The sequence below is a fragment of the Kribbella endophytica genome (genome assembly GCF_054781295.1).
Map to the genome: position 1 here is coordinate 892,335 of NZ_BAAGUR010000003.1, position 24,037 is coordinate 916,371.

A 24,037-nucleotide genomic window follows, 5' to 3' on the forward strand; every position below is an offset into this window, starting at 1 on the left:
GCGGCCTCAGCCCCTGGCAACCTCCCCGGCCGCATCGGCGCCGAGCTCCAGGGGACAGCAAACCTGTACGACGCACGCACACGTACGTCGTACAACAAACAAATGGAAGTCCGTGCGGAAAGTCAGCCGGCGACGACGCTGGTGGCGATGTCCTGGTCGACGTTGCGGCCGCCGTCGGGGTCGCTCGGCGGGGTGCCTGGGACCGACGTGACGGTGTCCTCGAGGCGGATCGGGTCCGGCAGGCGGCGGTAGTCGTTCACAGGCTCGCTCATCGGGACCTCCGGACTCGGCAGCGTGAACTCCAGTGTGCACCCGCGCGGGGTCCTACGATGTCCCCATGGGCTTCCAGATCGCCAACGAACCCGAGGCCGACCGCGTCCTCGACCAGTACCCGTTCGCCGTGCTCGTCGGGATGATGCTGGATCAGCAGTACGGCATGGAGCACGCGTTCCGCGGCGGCTGGAAGGTGCTGAGCCGGTTCGGCAACCTCGACCCGGCCGCGATCGCCGCCGCCGACCCCGAGGAGTTCAAGGCGCTCTGCAGTACGCCGCCCGCGATCCACCGCTTCCCGGGCTCGATGTCGGCCCGCCTCCAGGAGCTGGCGGCGCTGATCGAGTCCAAGTACGACGGCGACGTCACCCGCCTGTGGACCGAGCCCGACACCGGCAAGGAACTCCTCAAGCGGGTCCAGGAGCTCCCCGGCTTCGGCAAGCAGAAGGCCCAGATCTTCGTGGCCCTGCTCGCCAAGCAGCTCGGCATCAAGCCTGCCGGTTGGGAAGCCGCCGCCGGCGACTACGCCCTCGACGGCTACCGCTCGGTCGCCGACGTGGTCGACGCCGACTCCCTCCTCAAGGTCCGCGAGTACAAGCAGGCCAAGAAGGCCGCAGCCAAAGCCGCCGGCTGAACCTCAGCGTTGGGGTCTGGTTCGATACCGCCCCGGCGTCGTACCGATGATGCTGGTGAACGCCGCGATGAAGCTGCTGGGATTGGCCCATCCGCAGGCGGATGCGGTGTGCGTGGTGTCGTGGCCGTCGGCGAGCAGCACGAGCGCGTGGTAGACGCGTAGCTGCGTGCGCCACTCGTAGAACGTCATGCCGAGCTCGTCGCGGAACAGCCGGCTGAGAGTGCGGGTGCTGGCTCCGATCGTCTTCCCGAGTTCCGCCAGCGTGGAGTTGTCGGCCGGCGTCTCGTACAGCATCCGCGCGACCGCCTGCAGCCGGTCGTCGTGCGGCTCCGGCAAGTGCAGCGGCTGCTCGGGTGCTTCGCGGAGTTCGTCGACGAGGACCCTCATCAGACGAGAGCGCGCGGCACGGCTGTAGCCCGGTACGGCGTTGTCGTAGTTGCGGGGCCCGGTCAGGGCGAGCAGCACCTCGCGGGCGAGGCCGGAGGTCTGGAACACCGCAGGATGCTCCGGTACGAGCTTCGCGAGGGACGGCGGAAGAAAGACGATCCGCATGTCGGTGTCGCCGTGCGAGCGGCGGTAGTGCGTGAACCCGGCGGGAGTCCACGCGACCCGATTCGCGGGAACGATCGACGTACCGCGATCGGTGTGAACCGCCAGGACACCGCCGGCCGCATAGACCAGGTGCCCTCGCGCGTGCGACTGCACCGCGCTCGTCCCACCAGACGGCCACAGGTGTCGCCCGCCGGAGGGCCAGATCTGGGACGTCGCGCCGGCGGTCGAACGAGGTTGGCGGGGAACGGGCATCAGTTGGCATTTTAGCGGTAGCGAGCCACACCCCTGCTTGGTGAGACTTCATGCGACAGCTAGAGAAGGAGAAACGCATGACGACGTTCGTCCTCGTACCCGGAGCCTGGAAGGGCTCCTGGTCGTTCGAGACGGTGGTCCCGCTGCTGGAACGTGCCGGTCACGACGTCCACGCCCTGACCCTGACCGGCCTGCGGCCGGACGACGACCACGCGACGCTGGCAACCGCCAACCTCGACACGCACGCGTACGACGTGGTGCGGCACCTCGATCGCCACCAACTCACCGACGTGACGCTGGTCGGCCACAGCTACGCCGGCATGGTGATCGCCGCTGCCGCCGATCGAGCAGGCGGCCGGATCTCACGACTGGTGCACCTCGACGCCTACGTCCCGCGCGACGGCGAGTCGTGCTGGTCGTCGACGAACGACCACTTCCGGCACGTGTTCGCCACCGGCGCCGCAACCACCGGCTACGCCGTACAGCCGCCCGGCAACGGCGATCCCCGCCGCCGCCCCCATCCCCTGGCCGCGTTCCTGCAATCGATCAGGCTCACCGGCCAGTTCGCCCAGGTCCCCCGCAAGGAGTTCGTCTACTGCTCGGGCTGGGAAGACCGCACCCCGTTCGCCGAGCTCCGCACCCGACTCCAAGCAGATCCCGAGTGGCAGGTCCACGACCTCCCCACCGCCCACGACGCAATGCACGAGGCCCCCGAAGCCGTCGCCGCCCTCCTACTCAGCGACGCACCAGCCCACCAATCGCAGCAACCGTCTGCCCTGACTTAGGGCACACCCACCCCGGCCCGCTGTCCGTAAGCCGAGCCCCCAACGGATGCGACCCCGGATGCTCCAAGCACTCAGGCCAGGTCACCGGCAGCTCCAGCCGCCCCAGTTCCTCAAGCACGAACTCCTGCACCTGATCAGCCACATGCACCACCCGCTCGGCGTCCCCCATCCACCGCGGAGCCAGCAACCCAGTCCGCGACGGAGGTGCCGACAACATCCACAAGGACTCGTACGCCGAGTCGTCAGTCGCCGGCTCGTCCAACAACTCCAGCGTCACCCCACCCGTACCCGCCAGATCCCGAACCACCAGCCCTAACGCCTCCACCAACGACATCTCCACGCCGTCACTCTAGGTTCAGAGCTTGGTGGTGCGGGTTCTCCACAGCAGGTACACGAAGTACGGGGCGCCGATCATGGCGGTGAGTAGGCCGGCGGGGATTTGCGCGGGCGCGAGCAGGGTGCGGCCGAGGCTGTCGGCTACGGAGACCAGGACTGCGCCGAGGAAGGCTGCGACTGGGAGGAGGCGGGAGTGGCGGCCTCCGACGAGGGCTCGGGCGGCGTGGGGGGCGACCAGGCCTACGAAGCCGACTACGCCGATGGCTGAGACGGCGGCTGACGTCAACAAAGCGGAGGCTGCCAACGCCAGCAGGCGTGTGCGTTCGAGGCGTACGCCGAGGATTCTCGGGACGTCGTCGTCCAGGGACAGCAGGTCGAGTTCGCGGCGGGCGAGGACGACGACCGGGGTGAGGACGAGCAGGGCTGCGGTGACCGGGATGACCTGCGGAAGCGTGCGTCCGTACGTGCTGCCGGAGAGCCAGGTCATCGCCATCGTGATGTTCCACGGGTTCGTGTAGACGATGACGAAGGTGATGATCGCGGTCGTCGCCGAGCTGACGCCGACCCCGATCAGCACCAGCCGGTCGGAACTGAGCCCACCCCTCCAGGAGACCAGGTAGACCAGCGCGAAGGTGCCCAGCGCGGCCGCGGAGGCGACGCCGGACAGGAGCCAGATGCCGGCCGCCGGGACGAGCATCAGGGTGATGACGGCGCCGACGCCGGCACCGCCGGTGATGCCGAGAATCCCTGGCTCGGCAAGGGGATTGCGGCAGACGGCCTGCACGGTCGCACCAGCGATCGCGAGTGCGGCACCACAGAGCACGGCCGACAAGACCCGCGGGAAACGCTGGTCCAGGACGTACGTGATCGCCCGCCCGGAGCGCCCGTTGATCCAGTTCGCGATGTCACCGGTCCGCAGGAACGCATCCCCGGCGAGCATCGCGAACACCACTGCGCCGACGAGCAGCACAGCCAACACACCGACGACGATCCAGAACGTCCGCAGGCTGCGCAGCCCGGAGGACGCGCCGGACGGCGTACGGCTCGGGCCTGAGTCGCGGTACCGCCGCGCGAGCCACACCAGCACGATCGCGCCGACGAGCATCGTCATGATGCCGGTCGGAATCTCCACACCGGCCTGCCCGCCGAGCACAGCCCGCAGTACGACGTCCGCCGCGAGCACCACGAGGATCCCCGACAGCCCGGACAACGGCAGCAGTACGCGGTGCCGCATCAGCCCCGGCACCAGCGGCGCCACCAGTCGCACAAGCACCGGCGCGACCAGTCCCACAAAGCCAACCGGGCCGGCCACCGTCACAGCGGCCGCCGACAACATCACCGTGACGAGCGTGATGAGCACCCGCGTACGCCGTACGCGCACTCCCAACACCGATGCCGTGTCGTCGCCCAGCGACAGGATGTCGAGCCGCGACGCCAACCACAACGCGGCGATCAGACTGACCGCGACGATCGGCGCCATCTGGCCGACCGCGTCGAGATCGGTCTGGACAAGCGTCCCACTCCCCCACGCGAAGGTCCCGACCGTCTCCTCGCGCCGCAGCAGCATCAGCAACGTCGTCACCCCGGACAACGCCATCGCCACTGCGGACCCGGCGAGGATCAACCGAGTCGGTCCAGACGTCCCACCAGCAGACAGAGCAAGCACCAGTACGGCGGCCGCCAGCCCGCCCGCGAACGCGACACCGCCCGCCGGCAGCACCGGCAGGTTGATGCCGAACGCGGCGACGATCACGACCGCCAAGTAAGCACCCGCGTTGACGCCGAGCGTGTCCGGCGAAGCGAGCGGGTTGCGCGCGAGCGATTGCAGCCCCGCGCCGGCGACGCCGAGCGCAAGGCCGACCAGTACGCCGGCCAGCAGTCGCGGCAACCGCGACGCGACCAGGATGTTGGCCGAGTTGTCGGTGCCCTGACCGATCACCAGCCGGAGCAGGTCCCCGGCGCCGACCGACGAAGTCCCCTGCGTCAGGTGCACGCCGGCCAGTACGACGACCGCGGCCAGGGCGATGACGAACACCCCGGCGACGCGGATCCGTCGTACCGGCTGGAGGGCCTCGGCGACCTGGGGCCGCTCGGTGGTGAGCTGGGTCAAGAGGTGACTGCCTGCACCGTGGCGTCGATGAACTGCTCGGTCGACTTCGGTCCGCCGAACATCCAGATCCCGTCGGACAGGCGGTGCACGCTGCCCGCCTTCACGAACGGCAGGTTCTTCCAGATCGCGTTCTTCGACAGGTCGCCGCCGAACACGTCACCGCCGTCGGTCGTCGAGGCGATGTACAGGAAGCTGCCGTCGCCGAGCTTGGTCAGACCCTCGATGTCGGTCTGCGCCAGGCCGTAGTCGGGATCGCCCGCGCCGGTCCAGTTGTTCTTCAGGCCGAGCTCGCCGGCGACCGCACCGAGCAGCGAGCCGCTGGTGAACATCCGGATCGAGATCGTGCTGCCTTCCTTGTAGCCGTCTGCCATCGTGAAGCCCTCGCCGGCCTTGCCCGCGTCGGCGATCTTCTTCTTGCCGTCGGCAACCGCCTGGTCGAAGGCGGCGTTCGCCTCGGTGGCCTCCTTGGCCTTGCCGATCGCGGCACCGACCAGCTCCAGGTTCTTCTTCATCTGCGGGATCGCGTTCTTCGCGTCCGCACCCCGTACGACGAGAACCGGCGCGGCCTTCTCCAGCTGCGTGATCGTGTTCGCGGCCTCGTCGGTGGTGGTGATGATCAGATCGGGGTTGAGGGCAACGATCGCGTCGACGCTGGCCTCGCCGCGGGTCCCGACATCCTTGACCCCGGCATCGAGTTTCGCCGCGGTCACCCAGGTGGTGTAGCCCTTCACGTCGGCGACGCCGACCGGCTGGACGCCGAGGGTGATCAGGTTCTCGACCACGCCCCACTCCAGGCCGACGACCTTGGCCGCGGGCTTGGGCAGGTCGACCTTCTTGTTGCGGGCGTCGGTGACGGAGACCGGCTGGGCGGCGGCGGACTCGTTCGCCTGCGGCTCGGTCGGCTCGCTGGTGCCGCACGCGGTCAGCGCGAGCAGCAGGCTCGCGGCCAGGACGGTGACTCTTCTCATCGGGTCCTCAGATGTCTTGAAGGATGTGCCGGTGCAGGTGCCTGCCGACCGGCTGGGTGCTGATCCGCCCGGTGACCGGGTCGGTGCTGACGTCGATCCGGATCCCGTAGGTCTCGGTCAACGCGTCCGACTGCAGGACCTCGGCCGGCGTACCGGTCGCCCGGACCCGCCCTTGGTCGAGCAGAACGACCCGGTCGGCCACGTCGGCCGCCTGGTTCAGGTCGTGCAGTACGACGCCGACGGCCACGCCGTGCTCGTCGGCGAGATCGCGCATCAGGTCGAGGATCTCGATCTGGTAGCGCAGGTCGAGGAAGGTGGTCGGCTCGTCGAGCAGCAGGACGCCGGTGTCCTGCGCCAGACAGGTGGCGAGCCAGACGCGCTGCAGCTCACCACCGGAGAGTTCGTCGACGGCCCGCTCGGCCATCGAGGTGACGCCGGTGACGTCCATCGCGTGCTCGATCGCCGCATTGCCGTCCGGGTCGTCGTTGCGCCAGCGCCCGCGGTACGGGTGCCGGCCGTAGCCGACGACGTCCCGCACACTCACGCCGTTCGGGGTCGGCCGGGACTGCGAGAGCAACGTCACCTTCCGCGCGAAGTCCTTCTGCGACAGCGCGAGCGCGTCCTCGCCGTCGGCGAACCGCACGGTCCCCGCATCCGGCCTGTGCAACCGAGCCATCGCCCGCAGCAGCGTCGACTTCCCACTCCCGTTGGGCCCCACCAGCGCGGTCACCCCCGCCGGCTCGATCCCCAGCCCAGCGTCCTCCACCACCAACCGCCCGTGGTACCCCAGCCGCAACCCGGCGCCCGTCAGCCCCACCGACTCTCGCATGGCCGCAGGATAGCCTTACCTAACCCACCATGTCAGCTTCGCAGACGGTGATCGGGCGTTCACACAACGGCGCTCCAGGCGGGTCCGTCAGGAGAATTCGCCGAGCCTCCGAGCCGCCTTTTCGATACGGGTCAAGACGGCCGGCAGGACCTCGGCAGCATCGAGGAGTGCCATCGCGCTCCGGTTGATATCCATGGAACTGAGGATGTCGCTCGCAGCCAGCAGAGCCTGCGCACTGCGCACATCCACTCCGGCCTCGGAGGTCGACAACGTCCTCAGCACGTACTTCAGTTCATCGACAGTCTCTTGATTGGCGACGCCGGTCCTCTCCAACCGCTCCGCGATGGCGTCGAGTCGGTCCAGCGGCGGCGACGCGACCTGGGTGAGGATCTCCATCCACTCGTCGGGGTCTGGCAGTACAAGGCCGTTCAGCGGGGCAACCTCGGCGTCCTCATGTCCCACCTTCCACGCTCGCAGGAGATCCGGTGGATAGCGGTCCTCGTCACCGTCGATCTCGGTGTGGTGCGGATAGCAGAGCAACAAGAGGTTGGAGAACGAGTCACGAATCTCAGCCGGGATGTCGGGGCGGTAGCGAGGTCCGCGTGGCCTGACTCCGTAGATGTGGGCGATCTGGGCGTTCTTGCCGTAGACACCCGGACGAACCTCGTGGACGACCGGCAACCTGCATGCCGGCGCGTAGCAGCGACCATTGCTGAGAGCCCAGAGAGCAGCCTCGGTGGCGGTCCGGATCTTCTTCCGCTTGCCTGCACCCTCGGCCGGTGGCTCCGTAGCTGAACTCATCCGCGCAGCCTGCCACGCGACTCCGACAGTCGGCGGAGTCTGAGCCCAGCCCAAAGCAAGCCGTCACCCAAAAGCCGGCAGCAACCAGGGCACCCTCTCTGTTCTTTGCTCTCTTACAGCTTGGCGGCCAGGCGGGTGCCTTGTTCGATCGCTCGTTTGGCGTCGAGTTCGGCGGCTACGTCGGCGCCGCCGATTACGTGGACGGATTGGCCTTGGGCGCGGAGGTCGTTGGCGAGGTTGTTCACCGATTCTTGGCCGGCGCAGATGATGACGTTGTCGACTGCCAGAGTGCGGGGGTTCTCACGTTTGGGGCCGAAGGTTAGGTGGAGGCCTTCGTCGTCGATGCGTTCGTAGTTGACGGCTCGGAGTTGGACTACCTGCTTGTTCTTCAGGGCGGCTCGGTGGACCCAGCCGGTGGTTTTGCCTAGGCCGGTGCCGATTTTGCCGGGCTTGCGTTGGAGGAGGTAGACCTCTCTTGGGGAGGGGTCGGGGTGGGGTTTGGTGAGGCCGGCTCGGTCTTCTACTGGGTTGCCTACGCCCCACTCGGATTTCCACAGCGCCAGGTCGAGGGTGGGGGAATCGGTGGTGGTGAGGTATTCGGTGACGTCTACGCCGATGCCGCCGGCGCCTATGACGGCTACCGATCGGCCGACAGGGCGGCCTTCGCGGACCAGCTCGGCGTACGAGAGGACGCTGGGGTGGTCGATGCCGGGGATGGTCGGGATGCGCGGGACCACGCCGGTGGCGAGGATGATCTCGTCGAAGCCTGCAAGGTCTTCGACACTCGCTCGGTGGCCCAGGTGGAGTTTGACGCCGGTGAGGTCGAGGCGGCGGCGGTAGTAGCGGATCGTTTCGGCGAACTCCTCCTTCCCGGGGATGCGGCGGGCGATTCCGAACTGGCCGCCGATCTCGTGGTCGGCTTCGAAGAGTTCGACAGCGTGCCCGCGTTCGGCCGCGGTGACGGCAGCGGACAGCCCGGCGGGGCCGGCGCCTACGACGGCGATCTTCTTCGTACGGCGGGTTGGCAGCAACACCAATTCGGTCTCGCGGGCGGCGCGGGGGTTGACCATGCAACTGGCCGGCTTCTTGGCGAAGACGTGGTCGAGGCACGCCTGGTTGCAGGCGATGCAGACGTTGATCTCGTCGGCGCGGGCATCGGTTGCCTTGAGCACCCAATCCGGGTCGGCGAGGAACGGGCGGGCGAGGCTCACCAGGTCGGCGTCGCCGCGGGCGAGGACCTCCTCGGCGACCTGCGGGAGGTTGATCCGGTTCGAGGTGACGACCGGGATGTTCACGTGCGGCCGGAAGGCGGCGGTGACGGAGGTGAAGGCGGCGCGCGGGACCGACGTGACGATCGTCGGGACGCGGGCTTCGTGCCAGCCGATGCCGGTGTTGATGATCGACGCGCCGGCGGCTTCGATCTCCTTGCCTAGGGCAATGACCTCGGTCCAGGTCTGGCCGCCTTCGACGAGGTCGGCCATCGAGAGGCGGTAGATGATGAGGAACGACGGGCCGACGCGTTCCCGTGTCCGGCGGACGATCTCGACGGCGAGGCGGCGGCGGTTCTCCGGCGTACCGCCCCATCGGTCCGTACGCCGGTTGGTGCGCTCGGCAAGGAACTGGTTGATGAAGTAGCCCTCGGAGCCCATGATCTCGACGCCGTCGTACCCGGCCTCCTGCGCGAGCGCGGCGCAGTCGACGTACGCGTCGATCTGTTTGCGGACGCCTCGGTCGGACAGAGCGCGCGGGCGGAACGGGTTGATCGGGGCCTTCAGGCGGGACGCGGAGACGCTGAACGGGTGGTACGCGTAGCGCCCGGCGTGCAGGATCTGCAGCGCGATCCGGCCGCCCTCGGCGTGCACGGCGTCGGTGACGATCCGGTGCTGGCGCGCTTGCCGGCGATTGGTCAGCCGGGAGCCGAACGGCGTGAGCCAGCCGGTCCGGTTCGGGGCGTAGCCGCCGGTGACGATGAGGCCGACGCCGCCGCGCGCGCGTTCGGCGAAGTACGCCGCAAGCTTCGGCAGGTCGCGCGCCCGGTCCTCGAGACCGGTGTGCATCGAGCCCATGATCACGCGGTTGGGCAGCGTGACGTGCCCGAGGTCGAGCGGCGCGAGCAGCGTCGGGTACGGCGAACCGCCGGTCGCCGAGGGCGACGGGCCGGCCGAGTCCGGCGAACCCGTCGAGGGCACGGAGGAGTTCGAGGGCACGGAGTTCATCGGGGGCCTTCCGGTCGTAGGGCCTGGAGGACCTCGTCGCACCAGTCGGTGAACGACTGCTCGGCGCGGACTCCGCCGCGGAGCACGAGGTACTGGTGCAGTTCGCGTCCCGACAGCTTCGAGGGCTTCGGGAAGTCACGCTGCTGGATCGCCTGGTACGCCGCGAGCCGCGCGGCGTGCTCGTCGCGGTGGCGCTCGACCTCACGTCGTACGGCGTCGAGATCGCCGAGGGACGCGCCGCGCAGCTTCACGCCCAACTCGTCGCGCAGCACGGTCGGTTCGATCGGCTCGGCCAGCCAGCGGGTGAGCTCGGCGCCCCCCGCGTCGGCGACCCGGTAGACCTTCTTGTCCGGCCGGCCCTCCTGCGCGACGTCGGTGTGGGTGACCCAGCCGGCCTCTTCCATCCGCCGCAGCACCCGGTAGATCTGCTGGTGCGTCGCCGCCCAGAAGAACCCGATCGACCGGTCGAACCGGCGGGCCAGCTCGTACCCAGAACCCTCCCGCTCGCTGAGCGAGACCAGCAGCGCGTGCTCGAGCGCCATCGCGACCACCTCCTGATGCCGTCAGCGTACCTATGCAACTGGTTGCAGTGCACCTGATTGCAGCACAGGTCACAGCGGCGGAACACCCCGTACGGGAGAATGGTTGTTGCAACTGATTGCTGTTTTCGAGCCGAAGGACTAGCTGATGGACCACGCCCACCCGACCCGGACCACGCTGCCCGGGATCGGCACCCGCTACGACCTCGTCACCGAGGGCGGCAAGCACGTGTCGATCGTCGTCCACGAGGACGGCCGCCGGTTCCTGGGTTTCCACGATCCCGAGGACGACGACAACTGCACGAACTCGGTCCCGCTGGACCCGGCCGAGGCCGGCGCGCTGGCCCAGCTGCTGGTCCCGACGCCGATCGACCCGCTGCGCAACGACCTCGAGATCGACCTGGTCACCGAGCAGATCCCGATCACCAGCCGTTCGCCGTACTCGGGCCGGACGCTCGGCGACACGCAGGCCCGGACGCGGACCGGCGCCTCGATCGTGGCCGTACTCCGGCGGACCGGCGCGACGCCGTCGCCGACACCAGACTTCCGGTTCACGATCGGCGACACGCTCGTCGTGGTCGGTACGCGCGAAGGTGTGGACGCCGTCGCCGACCTGATCTCGGGAGGCTGATGTGCACGACATGACGATGCTGCTGATCGAGCTCGGTGCGGTGATCCTTGCCCTGGGCATCCTCGGCCGGATCGCCGGCCGGGTCGGCTTCTCGCCGATCCCGCTGTACCTGCTGGCCGGGCTCGCGTTCGGCCACGGCGGGCTGTTGCCGCTCGACGCGAGCGAGGAGTTCGTTGCCACCGGCGCCGAGATCGGCGTGATCCTGCTGCTGTTGCTGCTCGGGCTCGAGTACACAGCGGCTGATCTGGTCAGCACGCTGAAGACGCAGTACCTGTCCGGCGTCGTCGACTTCGTTCTGAACGCTTTGCCGGGTGCAGCCGTCGCGCTGATGCTCGGCTGGGGTCCGGTCGCCGCGGTCGCGCTGGCCGGTGTCACCTGGATCTCGTCGTCGGGCGTGATCGCGAAGGTGGTCGGGGATCTGGGCCGGCTGGGTAATCGCGAGACGCCGGTGATCCTCGGGATCCTGGTGCTCGAGGACCTGTCGATGGCCGTCTACCTGCCGATCCTGACCGCGCTGCTGGCCGGCGTCGGACTGGCCGGTGGGAGCATCACGCTGCTGATCTCGCTGGGCACGGTGAGCATCGTGCTGTTCGTCGCGCTGCGGTACGGGCGGGTGATCAGCCGGGCGGTCTCGTCCGACAACCCGGAGATGCTGCTGCTCGTCGTACTGGGTCTGACGCTGCTCGTCGCGGGCATCGCGGCGAAGCTGCAGGTGTCGGCGGCGGTCGGGGCGTTCCTGGTCGGGATCGCGCTCTCGGGCGAGGTCGCGCACGGTGCGCGGAACCTGCTGAGCCCGCTGCGGGACCTGTTCGCGGCGGTGTTCTTCGTGTTCTTCGGGTTGAGCACGGATCCGGCGGACATCCCGCCGGTGCTGGGTGTCGCGCTGGCGCTCGCGGTGTTCACCGGGCTGACGAAGGTTCTGACCGGCTGGTACGCCGCGAGGCGCGCGGGAATCAAGCCAGCTGGGCGTTGGCGAGCGGGCGGGACGTTGGTCGCGCGTGGGGAGTTCTCGATCGTGATCGCGGGGTTGGCGGTCGGGGTCGAGCCTCGGCTTGGGCCGCTGGCGACGGCGTACGTGCTGATCCTGGTGATCCTCGGGCCGATCGCCGCGCGGTACACGGAGCCGGTCGCGAAGAAGCTGTCCGGCCTGCGGAAGACCACGCCTGCCCCGCCGGCGATCCCCGCTGGTGGACCTGCCGAGGAGCGCCTGGACGACCCGGCCAACACCGGGAGCTGATCACCGCGGGTGGTTGGCGCGCTGGTTGACCTCGGCGAGCTCGACCGTCTGCTGGATGCGCCGGGCGCGCGTCTCGGGGCGCTTGGCGAGCGCGATCCACTCGAGGATCAGGCGCTTGGACGACGGCGGGAACTTCGCGAAGTGCGTGCCCGCTTGCTCGTTCCGGTCGAGCTCCGTCTGGAGGTCGGCCGGGACGACCAGGTTCTGCGCCTCGGCGAGCACGTCCCACACGCCGGTCGTCTTCGCCCGCTCGATCACCGCGGCACCCGCCGGCGCCATCAGGCCTTCCGCCGTGAGCCGGGCGACGCGCTCGCGGTTCACCTTGCTCCACGTGCTGCGCGGGTTCCGCGGGGTGAAGCACTGGTACGTCGTGGTGTCGTCGCGCTTGATCGTCTTGCTGTCCACCCACCCGAAGCACAACGCGTGCTCGACGGCCGCCACGTAATCCACCACGTCCTCGGCGCCTCGGCCGACCACGAGCCAGACGGCCCGCTCGCTCTGCCCGTGGTCCGAGAGCCAGCTCCGCCACTCGTCCACGTCCGCCAGCCGCACCGCCAGCTCGTCCGACATGTCCACCTTCGCCATCGTGCTGTTCATCTCCGGGGTCCTCTCCCTCGCCGTTGATCCCACTCTCCCGCAGATAAGTGCTCACCCAATGAGCACTTATCCGACGGACTTCGGAGGATGATCGCGGCATGGACGAGACACCGGACATCGAGCAGTACTCCGACGAGAGCCGCGCGGCACTCCGCCTGCGCACCGACGAGTTGATCGAGGGCCTGCGCGCCCATGCCGAGGTGCTGGTCGGTCTGCGCGGCGGCAGCGCCGAGAGCGAGGACCTGTTCACCGAGAACGAAGCCCTCGGGAAGCTGCTCGGCGCCTGGGACGACGCCGTGCTCGACCACACCGGGACCGTGGTGTCGTCCGGCGGGTACGACGAGGACGACGACCTCGACGACGAGCCGGAGGACGACGGACCTGTCGCCGTACTGTCGCTGATCACTCGGGTCGATCTCGGGGTCCGCGACACCGCCGAATTGCTGAACGCCGGCCGCGCGGCGCATCGGCGGCTTCAGCCGGAGGAGAGCGAGGCGGACGCGCTCGTCGCGATCGGCGACGAGGCGCAGGCGGTCTACGCGTTGCTGCACGAGGCGGGTGAGCCGTGGCTGGAACTGCCGGGGACCGGTCTGCTGGCGGCGACCCGCCTCTACGTCGAACCGGAGGACTACGCGCCTCCGGGCGACGAGGACGACGGCGACGACGCCAGCGCGGACGACGACTTCTCCGCCGAGGCGATGGTCGAGGAGGTCGCCGTCCCCGAGGGGACCCTGTTGTTCAGCGAGTCCTGGGCCTAGAACAAGGCGTCGCCGCGTTCTAGGTCGAGGAGTTGCTGTTTGCGGGTCAGGCCACCGCCGTACCCGGTGAGGCTGCCGGACGCGCCGATGACTCGGTGGCAGGGGACGATGATGCTGATCGGGTTCTTGCCGTTGGCGAGGCCGACTGCCCTCGAAGCCGTCAGCGGCTTGCCCAGGGCAACGGCCAGTTCGCCGTACGTCGTGGTGGTGCCGTACGGGATGTCGAGCAGCCCGGTCCAGACCTCTTGCTGGAAAGGCGTTCCGGCGGGAGCGAGCGGGACGTCGAAGGTGGTGCGGTCGCCGGCGAAGTACTCGGCCAGCTGGTGCACGACCTTGGGGAGGATCGAGTCGTCGCGGGTTCCAAAGGTCTCGATAGGAGGCCGGTGGCGATGCTGCTCCATGTAGAGACCGGCCAGTTCGTCGTCGGGCGTGCCGACGAGGGTGAGGTCGCCGATCGGGCTCTCGAGTACGGCGTACGGCATGTCAGGGCTTGGTGATGCGGTAGAGGACGTGCCGCTGCAGCCGGTGGCCGTCGGGCAGGCGCGGGTGGTCGAAGTCGCCGGGCTCGTCGTGGGTCATGCCGATCTTCTGCATCACGCGCTGGGACGGCAGGTTGGTCGTCGCGGTGAACGAGACGATCTCGTCCAGCCCGGCCGGGCCGAAGCCGTGGTCCAGCGCGGCCCGTGCCGCCTCGGGTGCATAACCGTTGCCCCAGGCATCCTTCGACAGCCGCCAGCCGATCTCGACGGCGGGCATGAAGTGCGCGTCGAACGACGGCCGCGACAGCCCGGTGAAGCCGATGAACTGCCCGGTCTCCTGGATCTCCACGGCCCACAGGCAGAAGCCCCAGGCGTCGTACTGCTTCATGATCCGGTCGACCAGTTCGTCGCTCGCCTCGCGGGTCGCCGGCGCCGGGAAGTGCTCCATCACCACCGGGTCGGCGTTCAGCGCGGCGAACGGCTCCCGGTCGGCGTCACGGAAGGGCCTGAGCAGGAGCCGGTCGGTCTTCAGGGTCTCGGTCATCTCACTCCGTCGGAATCTTGTTGATGGCATGGTCGCCCGTCGCCCACAGGTACTGGACGGCGTACGCACGCCAGGGGCGCCAGGCCCGGGCGTGCTCGATCAGCGGTTTGGGGGCCTCGGGCAACCCGAGGTCGCGGGCGGCGTACCGGATGCCCAGATCGCTGGCCACGAAGGCGTCCGGGTCACCGAGCGCGCGCATCGCGATCGACTCGACCGTCCACGGGCCGATCCCGGGCAGCGCGGCGAGCTGTGCGCGGGCCTCGTCCCAGTCGCTGCCGGCGCCGAGGTCGATCTCGCCGGCGGCGAGGGTCGCGATCAGCGTGGTCAACGTCGTACGGCGGGACTTCGGGAACGCCAGAGTCTCCGGATCGAGCCCGGCCAGTGCCTGCATCGTCGGGAACAAGTGCGTGAGCCCGCCGGCCGGGTCGTCGATCGGTTCGCCGTACGCCTGGACGAGACGGCTCGCGTGCGTCCGAGCAGCGGCCGTCGACACCTGCTGACCGAGCACAGCCCGTACGGCGAACTCCTCGCCGTCGACGGTCCGCGGCACGCGCCGGCCGGGCGCCTTCGCGATGAGCGGCGCGAGGAACGGATCCTCGGCGAGCAGTTCGTCGACCGCGATCGGGTCGGCGTCCAGGTCGAGCATGCGGCGGCAGCGGCTGATCGCGATCGCGAGATCGCGCTGGTCGGTCAGCGACAACTGACAGGCGATGTGATCGGGCATCGGGCGGAGCGAGACGACGCCGTGTCCGTGCGGGAGTCGCAGGGTGCGACGGTAGGCGCCGCCGTACCACTCCTCGACACCCGGTACGCCGGTGGCGATCAGGTGGCCGAACAGGTTGTCCGGAGTGAGCGGCGCGCGGAACGGGAGGCGCAGCGAGATCGTGCCCGGGGCTGTCGGGTGTGAGCCGCGCTTGGCCCGGCCGCGCAGCTCGCTCGGTGAGAGCGCGAAGACCTCCTGCACGGTCTCGTTGAACGTGCGCACGCTGGAGAACCCGGAGGCGAACGCGACGTCGGCCATCTGCAGGTCGCTGGTCTCGATCAGCATCCGCGCGGTCTGCGCGCGCTGGGCCCGCGCGAGGGCGAGCGGGCCGGCGCCGAGCTCGGCCTGGAGCTGGCGCTGGACCTGGCGGACGCTGTACCCGAGTTGGGTCGCGAGGCCCGGTACGCCGTCGCGGTCGACGACGCCGTCGCTGATCAAGCGCATCGCGCGGGCGACCAGGTCGGCGCGGTCGTTCCACTCCGGGGAGCCCGGGCTGGCGTCGGGGCGGCAGCGCTTGCAGGCGCGGAAGCCGGCCTGCTGGGCCGCGGCGGCGCTCGGGTAGAACCGCATGTTCTGCACCTTGGGCGGAACCACCGGGCAGCTCGGGCGGCAGTAGATCTTCGTGGTCAGGACGGCGGTGAAGAACCACCCGTCGAACCGCGCGTCCTTGGACTGGACCGCTCGCACGCACCGCTCGACACATTCGTACACCTCCCCAGCATCCCTGGTGGCGCCACCATCTCCTAGCGGTTTTACGCCATCAAGGTGGAGGGTCCGGTAGCGGGAAAACGACGGCAGGATCCGGCGGCGCGAAACCGCCAGCTTCCGGGGGCCGCGGCGGCTGAAGTGGAGGGGTAGCGACGGACAACCAGGAAGTTGATGATGATGAACGAGCTTGTGGGCAAGCGGGCGCTGGTGACCGGTGGGAGCCGTGGGATCGGCGCCGCCTCCGCGATCGCGCTGGCTGTGGCCGGCGCCGATGTGGCGATCACGTACCAGAGCGCGGCTGAGGACGCGGCCCGCGTGGTGAAGCAGATCGAGGCGGCTGGGCGGCGGGGGTTCGCGTTCCAGGCTGACGCTGCCGATGCGGCTGCTGTCGAGGAGACGGTCGCGCGGGCGGTCGACGCGTTGGGCGGGCTCGACGTGCTGGTGAACAACGCGGGCGTCGGTACGAGCGGTTTCATCTCGGACGTCGCCTTGGAGGAGCTCGATCGGGTTCTTTCGGTGAACGTGCGCGGGGTGTACGTCGCCGCGCGGGCTGCTGCTGCGCGGTTGTCGGACGGTGGGCGGATGATCCACGTCGGCAGCACGATCGCCGAGCGGAACGCCGGGCCGGGGATGACGCTGTACGCGCTGAGCAAGTCGGCGGTGGTCGGTCTCAGCAAGGGGCTGGCGCGAGACCTCGGTCCGCGAGGGATCACGTCGAACGTCGTACAGCCCGGCCCGACGGACACGGCGATGAACCCGGCCGACGGCCCGTACGCCGAGGCCCAGCGCGGTGCGCTGGCGCTGCCGCGTTTTGGCACGCCGGAGGAGGTCGCGGGCCTGATCGTCTACCTGGCCGGGCCGACCGCGGGATACATCACGGGGACGGAACTGACGATCGACGGCGGCCACGCGGCCTGAGCCGCAGACTGTGCGGGACGCCGGGCGGAGCCTGCCGCGGAGCGTGCAGCCGGCGGCGAAGCCTGCCGTCGGGGGCCGCCGCCCTCCCCCTCCCCCAGTCCCTGGTGGTGACACTGGCGGGGTATGTCGGTGGGGCCATTTAGCGTGACCGGATGAAGTTCTCGGTGACTTTTGGGGCTGTGGGGGACGGGCGGGATCCGCGTGGGCTGGCGGATCTCGCCCGGATTGCCGAGGACGCGGGGTGGGACGGGGTGTTTTTGGAGGACTACCTCGCCTATCAGGGGGATGTCTCGCTTCCGACGTACGACCCGTGGATCTGTCTGGCGGCGATGGCTTGTGCGACGAGCCGGGTGCGGTTGGGGACGACGGTGACGCCGCTCCCTCGCCGGCGGCCGTGGAAGGTTGCGGCTGAGGCGGTGGCGTTGGATCACCTGTCGGGTGGGCGGATGATTCTTGGCGTCGGGATCGGGGATCCTGCGGATCCGTTCCTCGGCGGGGTTGGCGAAACGACCGATCCGCGCGTGCTGGCGGAGATGCTCGACGAAGGCCTGCAGGTGATCGACGCGCTGTGGTCCGGTGAGGCTGTTCATCACCAGGGGAAGCACTATCAACTCGACGGCGCCCAACTGACCGCGCGCCCGCTCCAGCAGCCGAGGATCCCGATCTGGATCGGCGGCAACCTGCTCGTCCCCGCCGTACGCCGAAGAATCCTGCGATGGGACGGCTCCTGCGCCTACAAAGGCCCGACCACGGCGTCGCTCCCGATCCTTCCCGAGGACGTCCGAGCACTGAGAGCCGAACGAGGCAACGACTTCGACATCAAGGTCAGCGGCGGCGATCCACAGGAGTTCGCCGAAGCCGGCGCCACCTGGTGGGGCCGCTGGATCGCCCCCGGCCCTCGCGCCGACGCCGAGCAGATCCTCCGAGCCGGCCCACCAAAGCTCTGACATGCCGAACCACCCGACCTCGACGGGCCCCGACCTGATCATCATCCGAGGCAACTCCGCCGTCACGAGCTCAAGCCGATAACAGTGCCCGCCGGCAAGCTCCGCGAGTGGTATCACCATCTCGATCTGCTGGGCGTCGACGGCGAGGTCACCATCGACGGATCGCGCAGTTTGCAGGAGGTCCTGGGTGACCTGCTCGAGCGGATCGGCCCGCTCGTCTGCGAGCGGCGGGACCTTGATCCGGCGCGCTTCCTGTAGGCCGTTACCGAGAGCGAGGGGGTCGGCGGACTGTTGACAACGCAGGTTCGGGCGGGTGAGACTGCGGGGGAATTTTAACGTTCAAACGGTCGGCTGGTGAGGGGGTCCTGGTGGCTACGCTCAAGCAGGTCGCGGCGCACGCCGACGTTTCCGTGCAGACCGTTTCCAATGCGTTGAACGCTCCGCACCGGTTGCGGCCGGACACTCTCGAGCGGGTGACCCGGTCGATCGAACTGCTCAACTACCGTCCCAATCGTAACGCCCGATCGTTGCGGACGAGTGCTGTCGAGTTGATCGGGTACTGCGTGCCGAGCTGGCACGGTGGGCAGGCTCATCTGGTGATGGACCAGTTCCTGCACGCCTTGTGTGCGGCGGCGGAGACGACCGGGCGGCACATTTTGTTGTTCACGGCACCTGCCGGCGCGGACGGGATGTCGGTGTACGACGACCTGCACGCGCGGCGGCTGGTGGACGGGTTCGTGCTGTCGCAGACCGAGACGCACGATCCGCGGCACGGGTGGTTGAAGGACCAGCGGATTCCGTTCGTGTCGTTCGGGCGGGTGTGGAAGGAGTCCACGCAGCCTGGGCCGTACGTCGATGTCGACGGTGCCGGTGGGTGTGCGATGGCGACGCGGCACCTGTACGACGGTGGGCGGCGGCGGATCGGGTTCCTCGGGTGGCCGCGGACGTCGGGGCTGGCGGAGGACCGGCTCGCCGGCTGGCGTGATGCCTGCGTCGAGCTGGGGCTGCCGGTGGACGGGCTCGCGGTGCACTGCATGGAGGACACCTTCGACGAAGGCGCGCGTGGTGCCGCTTCGTTGCTCGACGCATCCGAACCTGTCGACGCGATTGTTGCCTTGAGCGACGTACTGGCGCTCGGTGCGTTGCGTGAACTGAACCGGCGTGGGCTGGCCGCCGGGACCGATGTCGCGCTCACTGGTTTTGACGACTCGCCGTTGGCGTCGGTCGTCTCCCCCGCGCTGACGACGTTGCGCCAGCCGATCGACCTGATCGCCAACGAACTGATCAACATCCTGACCGGCCCGGCCGACTCCGAGGAGCCGACCGAGCGCCTGCTGCAACCCGAACTGATCGTCAGGGGCAGCTCAGCCCCCGGCTGATGACGCGGCGCGAGAGAGTGCCGCGAGAAGGAGGAATCCTGTCATGGAACCCCGCCCGACAACCTCCCAACCACCCGGTCGTCGTCGAACCCGTACGGCGGGCGCCGGACTGATCGCCGCAGCTCTCCTGGTGAGTGTGGCGACGCAAGCCTCCGGCGCACCACCCACCGCAGACCCCGCGCTCACCGCGCTGCGCGCGGAGAGCGCGGGGAAGGGGGTAGGGGGAGCCGGCGCCCCCGACGCCACCGCAAGCGGGGCGAAGAGCGGCGCTGCCGCACCGGGCACCACCGCAAGCGGGGCGGAACTCTCTGAAAGCACTCGGCTCTCCGATCGGCGTTCGCTGGTGGTGGGCGATCGGGCCTATGCGATGGGTGACGAGAACGGCCTTTATCCCGCGACCGGTTGGCACACGCGCGGTGAGATGGGCGGCATCTGGTCGCAGCCGATCAAGTTGCTGGACGGGATCTGGTTCGGGGTCGACGGAGGCTGGCTCGGGAAGCAAGTTCCGGCGAGCAAGTACACCAGCGGCTACGGGTACCAGCGGATCGACTACGGGAACGGGGTTCAGCGGACGGACTTCGTGCCGGACGGGGTCCGCGCAACAGTCGTCGGGCTCACCTTCAAGTCGACGCAGGACAAGACCGTCAAGCTCGACGTCGACGCGCACTCCGAGCTGATGCCGGCCTACCCGTGGGGTGGGACGACGCCCAACGCCGGTCAGGCCAACCTCCCGGACACAGGCGCGTACGGCGATGGCGTGCTGAAGTTCCGGGATCAGGGGACCTCCCCGATCCCCAACGCGGAAGCCCATGACTACAACGCGCTCGTCGGCTCGTCGCTCAAGCCAACGGCACACACGCTCGGTGCCAACCACCGAGGCCCGCAGGACCCGGCCGTGGTCTGCCCGATGGACGGCACTCCCCCGGCGCGCTGTGACGACTCGGCGGTCGGCAAGGGCACCGGCGGGCGGCTCACGTACAGCGTGAAGCTGAAGGCCAACCAGAAGACCACCGTCTGGTTCGCCGTCGCCGGGTCGGACGAAGGACAACAGAAGGCCGAGCGCGAGTACAAGAAGGCGATCAGCAACCCCGAGAAGTTGCTCCAAGCAAAAACCAAGACTCGCGCCGAGATCGCCGGCCAGTCCGCCGTCGACCTGCCCGGTGACAAGCTGCTGCAGCAGAGTGTCGAGTGGAGCAAGCAGAACCTCGCCGACTCCGTCCAGGAGGCGCACGATCTGCAGATCCGTGACGTCAACGAGGGCAAGGCCTACCCGACCCCGGTCGGCACCGTCGACAGCGCTCGCTGGTTCGGCGCCGGGTTCCCGGACTACCCGTGGCTGTTCGCGACGGACGGCGAGTACACCTCGTACGCCGCGGTCGCGGCCGGTCAGTTCGACACGGTGAAGGCGCATCTCAAGTCCCTGCAGGAGATCAGCGATCTGCTGAACGACGGCAGCGGCAAGGTCGCGCACGAGATCGTGCCGACCGGTGACGTCTACTTTGGCTCGAACCAGAGTGCGGGCAACACCGACGAAACGGTGAAGTTCCCGAGCATCGTCGCGCTGCTGTGGCGCTGGACCGGCGACGACCGGTTCCGCGACCAGCTGTACGACTTCAGTGTGCGCAACCTCAAGTACGTGTACCGCGAGCTCGACAAGGACAACGACGGTTGGCTCGAAGGACTGGCCAATGTCGAGCGCAACGGTATGGGCGCCGAGAAGCTGGACAGCACCGTCTACCTGGCCCGCGGTCTGCGCGACCTCGCCGACCTCGCAGCGTCGAAGCGCGACAAGCAGACCCAGCAGTGGGCGACGGCGAAGGCCGACGACCTGGAGAAGCGGTTCGAGACCCAGTGGTGGGTGCAACAGGCCTTCGGGTACGCCGACTCGGTCGACGACCCGGCGGATCCGACGAACGACAACAAGCCGATCTTCCAGCGGCACTGGACCGGTGTCACCCCGATGGAGGCAGTGCTCACCAAGCCCGGCAAGCCGGATGCCCCGCTGGCCTCCGCCGAGCACGCGAAGATCGCGCTCGACCAGCGCGAGAAGGCTTGCTACACAGGCGAGTTCGGCCTGTTCCACACCGGCACCGGTCCGACCGCGGACGCGGCCGGCAACCCTGGCGCCTCCTGCGACAGCGTCGTGTCGGCGGTGAAGAGCGAGCGCGCGATCTTCTCGCTCAACACCTCGATCATGGCTGTTGCCGAGGGCAACTTCGGTCGGCTGGGCAAGAACCAGCAGCAGGTCTACACGACCGGCAACGCCCGGATCCAGCTCGACCCGAAGGTCTGGGAGACCCCCGGTGCGATGCCGGAGATCGCTCCCTCACCGGACGCGCCGGCGAACATCGATCGGCCGTTCACGGACCGCTCGATGGCGCTCCAGGCGTGGGGTGCGTACGGCGTCCTCTGGCCGGTCGTGCACCAGCAGCTCGGTGTGGACCCGGACCTGGGTCACGGCAAGCTGGTCGTCGTACCGCAGATTCCCGGCGGACAGCAGAAGGTGGCTGGCAGCAACATCAAGGTCGGACGCGGTGCGGTCGATGTGTCCGCACGCCTTGAAAACAAGGAGTTGCGGACCGATGTCAAGGTCAAGGGTGTGCACGCCGACGTCACGATCGGCGCCGTGCTGCCGGCCGGGGCGAAGGTCGCGAAGGTTTCGGTCGACGGCCGCGGTGCGTCGTACACGGTGGTGACTACCAGTCGAGGCACAGAGGTCCGGACCGCTGCGCACGGCTCCTCGACCAGCCTGAGGATCACGTTGAAGTAGTCAGGCGGACAATGAAGCTGGGCCCCTCAGAGTATGAGTCGGAGGGGCCCAGCAGAGCTGAAGGAAGGTGACGTCTCCAGCTTCCCGAAGCGGATCCGTGGAGTCCGGCAGACCCCGTCACCGGTCTACCTCGGTGGGGATCCCCACCGCAAGGGGCCTCGGTTTCCGTTCGACCCGCCGTTCCGGATGGAACAGCGTGTCGACCTTTCTACCGCCGTGACCACGTGCCGCACAACCCTTTCCCGAAAGCTGGTACGGCGAGTTCGCGACTTGCCGCGTGTCGTCCACAGTGTGTGCTCGCCCGTCCACAGAAACCGTTGCGGTTATGCACACCCCCTGTGCATAAGTCACTCCCAACGGAAGAACCGGGACGCCGCGGCAACACACGCGACGATCGCGACGAGCAGCGCGATCAGGCTGACCGTTCCCGGCCACTGCCCGGACCACGCGTCCTGCATGCTGGTCATCCCCGCGCCCATCGGTGTCACGTCGCGCAGCCAGCGGATCGACTCCGGCATCAGGTCGCCGGGCGTCCAGACCCCGGCGAAGAACATGCTCGGGAAGAGCAGCAGGTTGCCGATCACGCTGGCCGCCTTCGCGGTCGAAACCAGTCCGGCGATCAACAGTCCGATGCTCAACTGAGCGACCGAGTAGAGCAGCGCGGCGACCACGAAGGGCAACGGCGCACTCGGCAGCGCGGCGTCGAAGAAGACCGCGCCGGCTCCGAGGATCAGGACGATCACCAGCGCCGCGGCGGCCAGGTGCAGCAGCAGTTGCGCGACCAGCAGCTTGACCGGCTTGACCGGCGTGGTCGACATCCGCCGCAGGACGCCCTTCTCCCGGTAGCCGGCCAGGATCATCGGCAGCGTCGCGAACCCGAGCAGGCCGATGCCGATCCCGATCGCCATCGTGGGCAGGAAGCTGACCGGGATCCCGTCTCCGGGGGCCTCGTCACCGCCGATCAGCGAGAAGATCGTCAGCAGCGCGAGCGGCAGCACGAAGACGAAGAACAGTCCGGCGGGCTCGCGGACGAACAGCTTGGTCTCGATCCGGGTCAGGGTCAGGGTCTGGCTCATCAGTTCGCTCCTTCGAAGTTCTTGCCGGCGAGCAGCAGGAAGGCGTCGTCCAGCGTGGTCTGTTCGGTGTGCAGGTCGATCGGGGCCAGCCCGCGGGCCGCCAGTTCGGTGACCACGGCCACCAGGAGGTCATCGTTGCCCGAGACAACGAACCGGTCGTTGACGACGGTCACGGTCTTGACCGCGGGCAACGAGGTCAGCACGGTCTCGTCGGTCAGCGGCGCGGGCAGCCGGAAGCTGATCCGCTGCTCGGACCGGGCGGCGTCGATCAGGCCGGCCGGGGTGTCCAGCGCGACCACGCGACCGCCGTCGATGACGGCGATCCGGTCGCAGAGGTGCTCGGCCTCCTCCATGAAGTGGGTGACCAGGATGATCGTCACGCCGGTGTCGCGGATCTTGCGGACCAGCTCCCACGTGTCGCGCCGGGCCTGCGGGTCCAGGCCGGTGGTGAGCTCGTCGAGGATCGCGACCTTCGGGTTGCCGACCAGTGCGAGCGCGATCGAGAGCCGCTGCTTCTGGCCGCCGGACAGCTTGGCGAAGGCGGTGTTCTGCACCTTCGTCAGGCCGAGCTCGGCGAGCAGTTCGGCCGGGTCGCGCGGCGCCGGGTAGAACGAGGCGTACAGCTCGAGCGCCTCGCGGGCCTTGATCTTGTCGGGCAGTTCGCTCGACTGCAGCTGGACGCCGATCAGCGAGGTGATCTCGCCGCGGCTGCTGTGCGGGTCGAGGCCGGCGACGCGCACCGTGCCGCCGTCCGGCGTACGGAGTCCGGCGATCGACTCGACCGTGGTGGTCTTGCCGGCGCCGTTCGGGCCGAGGATGCCGAAGATCTCTCCGGGGTGGACGGTCAGCGAGACGTCGGCGACGGCAACGGTCGCGCCGTAGGTCTTGCGCAGGTTCTTGACGACGACCAGGTCGTCGAGGGTGTTTTCGGGCATGGC

At 68.9% G+C, this 24,037-nt stretch carries 24 protein-coding genes; 10 read left to right on the forward strand and 14 right to left on the reverse strand.

Features of this window, described 5'->3' with window-relative positions; genetic code table 11:
* Positions 1-122 precede the first annotated feature (122 nt).
* Positions 123-272 carry a hypothetical protein gene (locus tag ACYVIO_RS30590; RefSeq protein WP_460654385.1) on the reverse strand — a complete coding sequence of 50 codons (150 nt, stop codon included), beginning with the start codon at positions 270-272 and terminating at the stop codon, positions 123-125.
* Positions 273-337: 65 nt separating this feature from the next.
* On the opposite strand from ACYVIO_RS30590, the gene ACYVIO_RS30595 reads away from it, so the two are divergent.
* Complete coding sequence (locus tag ACYVIO_RS30595) at positions 338-904, forward strand: HhH-GPD-type base excision DNA repair protein (RefSeq protein ID WP_460654386.1); 567 nt, start codon at positions 338-340, stop codon at positions 902-904.
* Positions 905-907: 3 nt separating this feature from the next.
* Here the strand turns inward: ACYVIO_RS30595 and ACYVIO_RS30600 are convergent, their stop codons facing one another.
* Positions 908-1,708 (reverse strand): helix-turn-helix domain-containing protein, encoded by an 801-nt coding sequence (locus ACYVIO_RS30600; protein WP_460654387.1) that lies wholly within the window; start codon positions 1,706-1,708, stop codon positions 908-910.
* Between the two features lie 77 nt (positions 1,709-1,785).
* On the opposite strand from ACYVIO_RS30600, the gene ACYVIO_RS30605 reads away from it, so the two are divergent.
* Positions 1,786-2,493 (forward strand): alpha/beta fold hydrolase, encoded by a 708-nt coding sequence (locus ACYVIO_RS30605; RefSeq protein WP_460654388.1) that lies wholly within the window; start codon positions 1,786-1,788, stop codon positions 2,491-2,493.
* 355 nt (positions 2,494-2,848) lie between these two features.
* Here ACYVIO_RS30605 and ACYVIO_RS30610 read toward each other — a convergent pair whose 3' ends face one another.
* The 6 genes from ACYVIO_RS30610 to ACYVIO_RS30635 all read right to left on the reverse strand — a co-directional run bounded on the left by ACYVIO_RS30610 (position 2,849) and on the right by ACYVIO_RS30635 (position 10,295).
* Positions 2,849-4,939, reverse strand: a complete 2,091-nt coding sequence (locus ACYVIO_RS30610) for an iron ABC transporter permease (RefSeq protein WP_460654389.1) — start codon at positions 4,937-4,939, stop codon at positions 2,849-2,851.
* Positions 4,936-5,907, reverse strand: coding sequence for an ABC transporter substrate-binding protein (locus ACYVIO_RS30615; RefSeq protein WP_460654390.1), 972 nt, complete (start codon positions 5,905-5,907; stop codon positions 4,936-4,938). Before ACYVIO_RS30615 ends, ACYVIO_RS30610 begins: the two co-directional genes overlap by 4 nt.
* A gap of 7 nt (positions 5,908-5,914) precedes the next feature.
* Positions 5,915-6,736 (reverse strand): ABC transporter ATP-binding protein, encoded by an 822-nt coding sequence (locus tag ACYVIO_RS30620; protein WP_460654391.1) that lies wholly within the window; start codon positions 6,734-6,736, stop codon positions 5,915-5,917.
* Between the two features lie 87 nt (positions 6,737-6,823).
* Entirely contained in the window at positions 6,824-7,537 is a 714-nt protein-coding gene (locus tag ACYVIO_RS30625; protein WP_460654392.1) for a hypothetical protein, read from the reverse strand.
* A 113-nt stretch (positions 7,538-7,650) separates the two neighbouring features.
* Complete coding sequence (locus ACYVIO_RS30630) at positions 7,651-9,753, reverse strand: 2,4-dienoyl-CoA reductase FMN-binding domain-containing protein (protein WP_460654393.1); 2,103 nt, start codon at positions 9,751-9,753, stop codon at positions 7,651-7,653.
* Complete coding sequence (locus ACYVIO_RS30635; protein ID WP_460654394.1) at positions 9,750-10,295, reverse strand: PadR family transcriptional regulator; 546 nt, start codon at positions 10,293-10,295, stop codon at positions 9,750-9,752. Before ACYVIO_RS30635 ends, ACYVIO_RS30630 begins: the two co-directional genes overlap by 4 nt.
* Before the next feature lie 145 nt (positions 10,296-10,440).
* On the opposite strand from ACYVIO_RS30635, the gene ACYVIO_RS30640 reads away from it, so the two are divergent.
* Positions 10,441-10,923 (forward strand): cation:proton antiporter regulatory subunit, encoded by a 483-nt coding sequence (locus ACYVIO_RS30640; protein WP_460654395.1) that lies wholly within the window; start codon positions 10,441-10,443, stop codon positions 10,921-10,923.
* Positions 10,924-10,933: 10 nt separating this feature from the next.
* Positions 10,934-12,160, forward strand: coding sequence for a cation:proton antiporter (locus ACYVIO_RS30645; RefSeq protein ID WP_460654396.1), 1,227 nt, complete (start codon positions 10,934-10,936; stop codon positions 12,158-12,160).
* Here ACYVIO_RS30645 and ACYVIO_RS30650 read toward each other — a convergent pair whose 3' ends face one another.
* The gene (locus ACYVIO_RS30650) at positions 12,161-12,757 is read right to left on the reverse strand and encodes a YdeI/OmpD-associated family protein (RefSeq protein WP_460654397.1); all 597 of its coding nucleotides are present in this window, start codon (positions 12,755-12,757) and stop codon (positions 12,161-12,163) included.
* A 98-nt stretch (positions 12,758-12,855) separates the two neighbouring features.
* Between ACYVIO_RS30650 and ACYVIO_RS30655 the strand changes: the two genes are divergently transcribed.
* Complete coding sequence (locus tag ACYVIO_RS30655; RefSeq protein ID WP_460654398.1) at positions 12,856-13,515, forward strand: hypothetical protein; 660 nt, start codon at positions 12,856-12,858, stop codon at positions 13,513-13,515.
* On the opposite strand, the gene ACYVIO_RS30660 is transcribed toward ACYVIO_RS30655, so the two are convergent.
* From ACYVIO_RS30660 to ACYVIO_RS30670, 3 genes are read right to left on the reverse strand one after another with little or no spacing between them, the layout of a single operon-like run.
* Entirely contained in the window at positions 13,512-13,997 is a 486-nt protein-coding gene (locus tag ACYVIO_RS30660; RefSeq protein WP_460654399.1) for a methylated-DNA--[protein]-cysteine S-methyltransferase, read from the reverse strand. The two genes, ACYVIO_RS30655 and ACYVIO_RS30660, sit on opposite strands and share 4 nt — an antisense overlap.
* 1 nt (position 13,998) lies before the next feature.
* Positions 13,999-14,538: a GNAT family N-acetyltransferase gene (locus ACYVIO_RS30665; protein WP_460654400.1), complete on the reverse strand. Its 540-nt coding sequence runs from the start codon at positions 14,536-14,538 to the stop codon at positions 13,999-14,001.
* A gap of 1 nt (position 14,539) precedes the next feature.
* Entirely contained in the window at positions 14,540-15,988 is a 1,449-nt protein-coding gene (locus ACYVIO_RS30670; RefSeq protein ID WP_460654401.1) for an AlkA N-terminal domain-containing protein, read from the reverse strand.
* Positions 15,989-16,186: 198 nt separating this feature from the next.
* Here ACYVIO_RS30670 and ACYVIO_RS30675 point away from each other — a divergent pair, with 198 nt between their 5' ends.
* The 5 genes from ACYVIO_RS30675 to ACYVIO_RS30695 all read left to right on the forward strand — a co-directional run bounded on the left by ACYVIO_RS30675 (position 16,187) and on the right by ACYVIO_RS30695 (position 22,023).
* Positions 16,187-16,927 (forward strand): SDR family NAD(P)-dependent oxidoreductase, encoded by a 741-nt coding sequence (locus ACYVIO_RS30675; RefSeq protein WP_460654402.1) that lies wholly within the window; start codon positions 16,187-16,189, stop codon positions 16,925-16,927.
* Between the two features lie 152 nt (positions 16,928-17,079).
* Positions 17,080-17,874 carry an LLM class flavin-dependent oxidoreductase gene (locus ACYVIO_RS30680; protein ID WP_460654403.1) on the forward strand — a complete coding sequence of 265 codons (795 nt, stop codon included), beginning with the start codon at positions 17,080-17,082 and terminating at the stop codon, positions 17,872-17,874.
* A gap of 84 nt (positions 17,875-17,958) precedes the next feature.
* The gene (locus ACYVIO_RS30685; RefSeq protein ID WP_460654404.1) at positions 17,959-18,132 is read left to right on the forward strand and encodes a hypothetical protein; all 174 of its coding nucleotides are present in this window, start codon (positions 17,959-17,961) and stop codon (positions 18,130-18,132) included.
* A 110-nt stretch (positions 18,133-18,242) separates the two neighbouring features.
* Positions 18,243-19,253 (forward strand): LacI family DNA-binding transcriptional regulator, encoded by a 1,011-nt coding sequence (locus tag ACYVIO_RS30690; protein WP_460654405.1) that lies wholly within the window; start codon positions 18,243-18,245, stop codon positions 19,251-19,253.
* Between the two features lie 43 nt (positions 19,254-19,296).
* Positions 19,297-22,023 (forward strand): glucosidase family protein, encoded by a 2,727-nt coding sequence (locus tag ACYVIO_RS30695; protein ID WP_460654406.1) that lies wholly within the window; start codon positions 19,297-19,299, stop codon positions 22,021-22,023.
* Between the two features lie 347 nt (positions 22,024-22,370).
* Here the strand turns inward: ACYVIO_RS30695 and ACYVIO_RS30700 are convergent, their stop codons facing one another.
* Positions 22,371-23,099, reverse strand: coding sequence for an ABC transporter permease (locus ACYVIO_RS30700; RefSeq protein ID WP_460654407.1), 729 nt, complete (start codon positions 23,097-23,099; stop codon positions 22,371-22,373).
* Complete coding sequence (locus ACYVIO_RS30705) at positions 23,099-24,034, reverse strand: ABC transporter ATP-binding protein (RefSeq protein ID WP_460654408.1); 936 nt, start codon at positions 24,032-24,034, stop codon at positions 23,099-23,101. The genes ACYVIO_RS30700 and ACYVIO_RS30705 overlap by 1 nt, the downstream gene beginning before the upstream one ends.
* Positions 24,035-24,037: the final 3 nt, after the last annotated feature.

What these genes read in the sequence shown, in the direction of transcription:
- ACYVIO_RS30590 (WP_460654385.1), bottom strand. Translation starts at nt 272, where the DNA reads ATGAGCGAGCCTGTGAACGACTACCGCCGCCTGCCGGACCCGATCCGC.
- ACYVIO_RS30595 (WP_460654386.1), top strand. Translation starts at nt 338, where the DNA reads ATGGGCTTCCAGATCGCCAACGAACCCGAGGCCGACCGCGTCCTCGAC.
- ACYVIO_RS30600 (WP_460654387.1), bottom strand. Translation starts at nt 1,708, where the DNA reads ATGCCCGTTCCCCGCCAACCTCGTTCGACCGCCGGCGCGACGTCCCAG.
- ACYVIO_RS30605 (WP_460654388.1), top strand. Translation starts at nt 1,786, where the DNA reads ATGACGACGTTCGTCCTCGTACCCGGAGCCTGGAAGGGCTCCTGGTCG.
- ACYVIO_RS30615 (WP_460654390.1), bottom strand. Translation starts at nt 5,907, where the DNA reads ATGAGAAGAGTCACCGTCCTGGCCGCGAGCCTGCTGCTCGCGCTGACC.
- ACYVIO_RS30620 (WP_460654391.1), bottom strand. Translation starts at nt 6,736, where the DNA reads ATGCGAGAGTCGGTGGGGCTGACGGGCGCCGGGTTGCGGCTGGGGTAC.
- ACYVIO_RS30625 (WP_460654392.1), bottom strand. Translation starts at nt 7,537, where the DNA reads ATGAGTTCAGCTACGGAGCCACCGGCCGAGGGTGCAGGCAAGCGGAAG.
- ACYVIO_RS30630 (WP_460654393.1), bottom strand. Translation starts at nt 9,753, where the DNA reads ATGAACTCCGTGCCCTCGAACTCCTCCGTGCCCTCGACGGGTTCGCCG.
- ACYVIO_RS30635 (WP_460654394.1), bottom strand. Translation starts at nt 10,295, where the DNA reads ATGGCGCTCGAGCACGCGCTGCTGGTCTCGCTCAGCGAGCGGGAGGGT.
- ACYVIO_RS30640 (WP_460654395.1), top strand. Translation starts at nt 10,441, where the DNA reads ATGGACCACGCCCACCCGACCCGGACCACGCTGCCCGGGATCGGCACC.
- ACYVIO_RS30645 (WP_460654396.1), top strand. Translation starts at nt 10,934, where the DNA reads ATGACGATGCTGCTGATCGAGCTCGGTGCGGTGATCCTTGCCCTGGGC.
- ACYVIO_RS30650 (WP_460654397.1), bottom strand. Translation starts at nt 12,757, where the DNA reads ATGAACAGCACGATGGCGAAGGTGGACATGTCGGACGAGCTGGCGGTG.
- ACYVIO_RS30655 (WP_460654398.1), top strand. Translation starts at nt 12,856, where the DNA reads ATGGACGAGACACCGGACATCGAGCAGTACTCCGACGAGAGCCGCGCG.
- ACYVIO_RS30660 (WP_460654399.1), bottom strand. Translation starts at nt 13,997, where the DNA reads ATGCCGTACGCCGTACTCGAGAGCCCGATCGGCGACCTCACCCTCGTC.
- ACYVIO_RS30665 (WP_460654400.1), bottom strand. Translation starts at nt 14,538, where the DNA reads ATGACCGAGACCCTGAAGACCGACCGGCTCCTGCTCAGGCCCTTCCGT.
- ACYVIO_RS30675 (WP_460654402.1), top strand. Translation starts at nt 16,187, where the DNA reads ATGAACGAGCTTGTGGGCAAGCGGGCGCTGGTGACCGGTGGGAGCCGT.
- ACYVIO_RS30680 (WP_460654403.1), top strand. Translation starts at nt 17,080, where the DNA reads ATGAAGTTCTCGGTGACTTTTGGGGCTGTGGGGGACGGGCGGGATCCG.
- ACYVIO_RS30695 (WP_460654406.1), top strand. Translation starts at nt 19,297, where the DNA reads ATGGAACCCCGCCCGACAACCTCCCAACCACCCGGTCGTCGTCGAACC.
- ACYVIO_RS30700 (WP_460654407.1), bottom strand. Translation starts at nt 23,099, where the DNA reads ATGAGCCAGACCCTGACCCTGACCCGGATCGAGACCAAGCTGTTCGTC.
- ACYVIO_RS30705 (WP_460654408.1), bottom strand. Translation starts at nt 24,034, where the DNA reads ATGCCCGAAAACACCCTCGACGACCTGGTCGTCGTCAAGAACCTGCGC.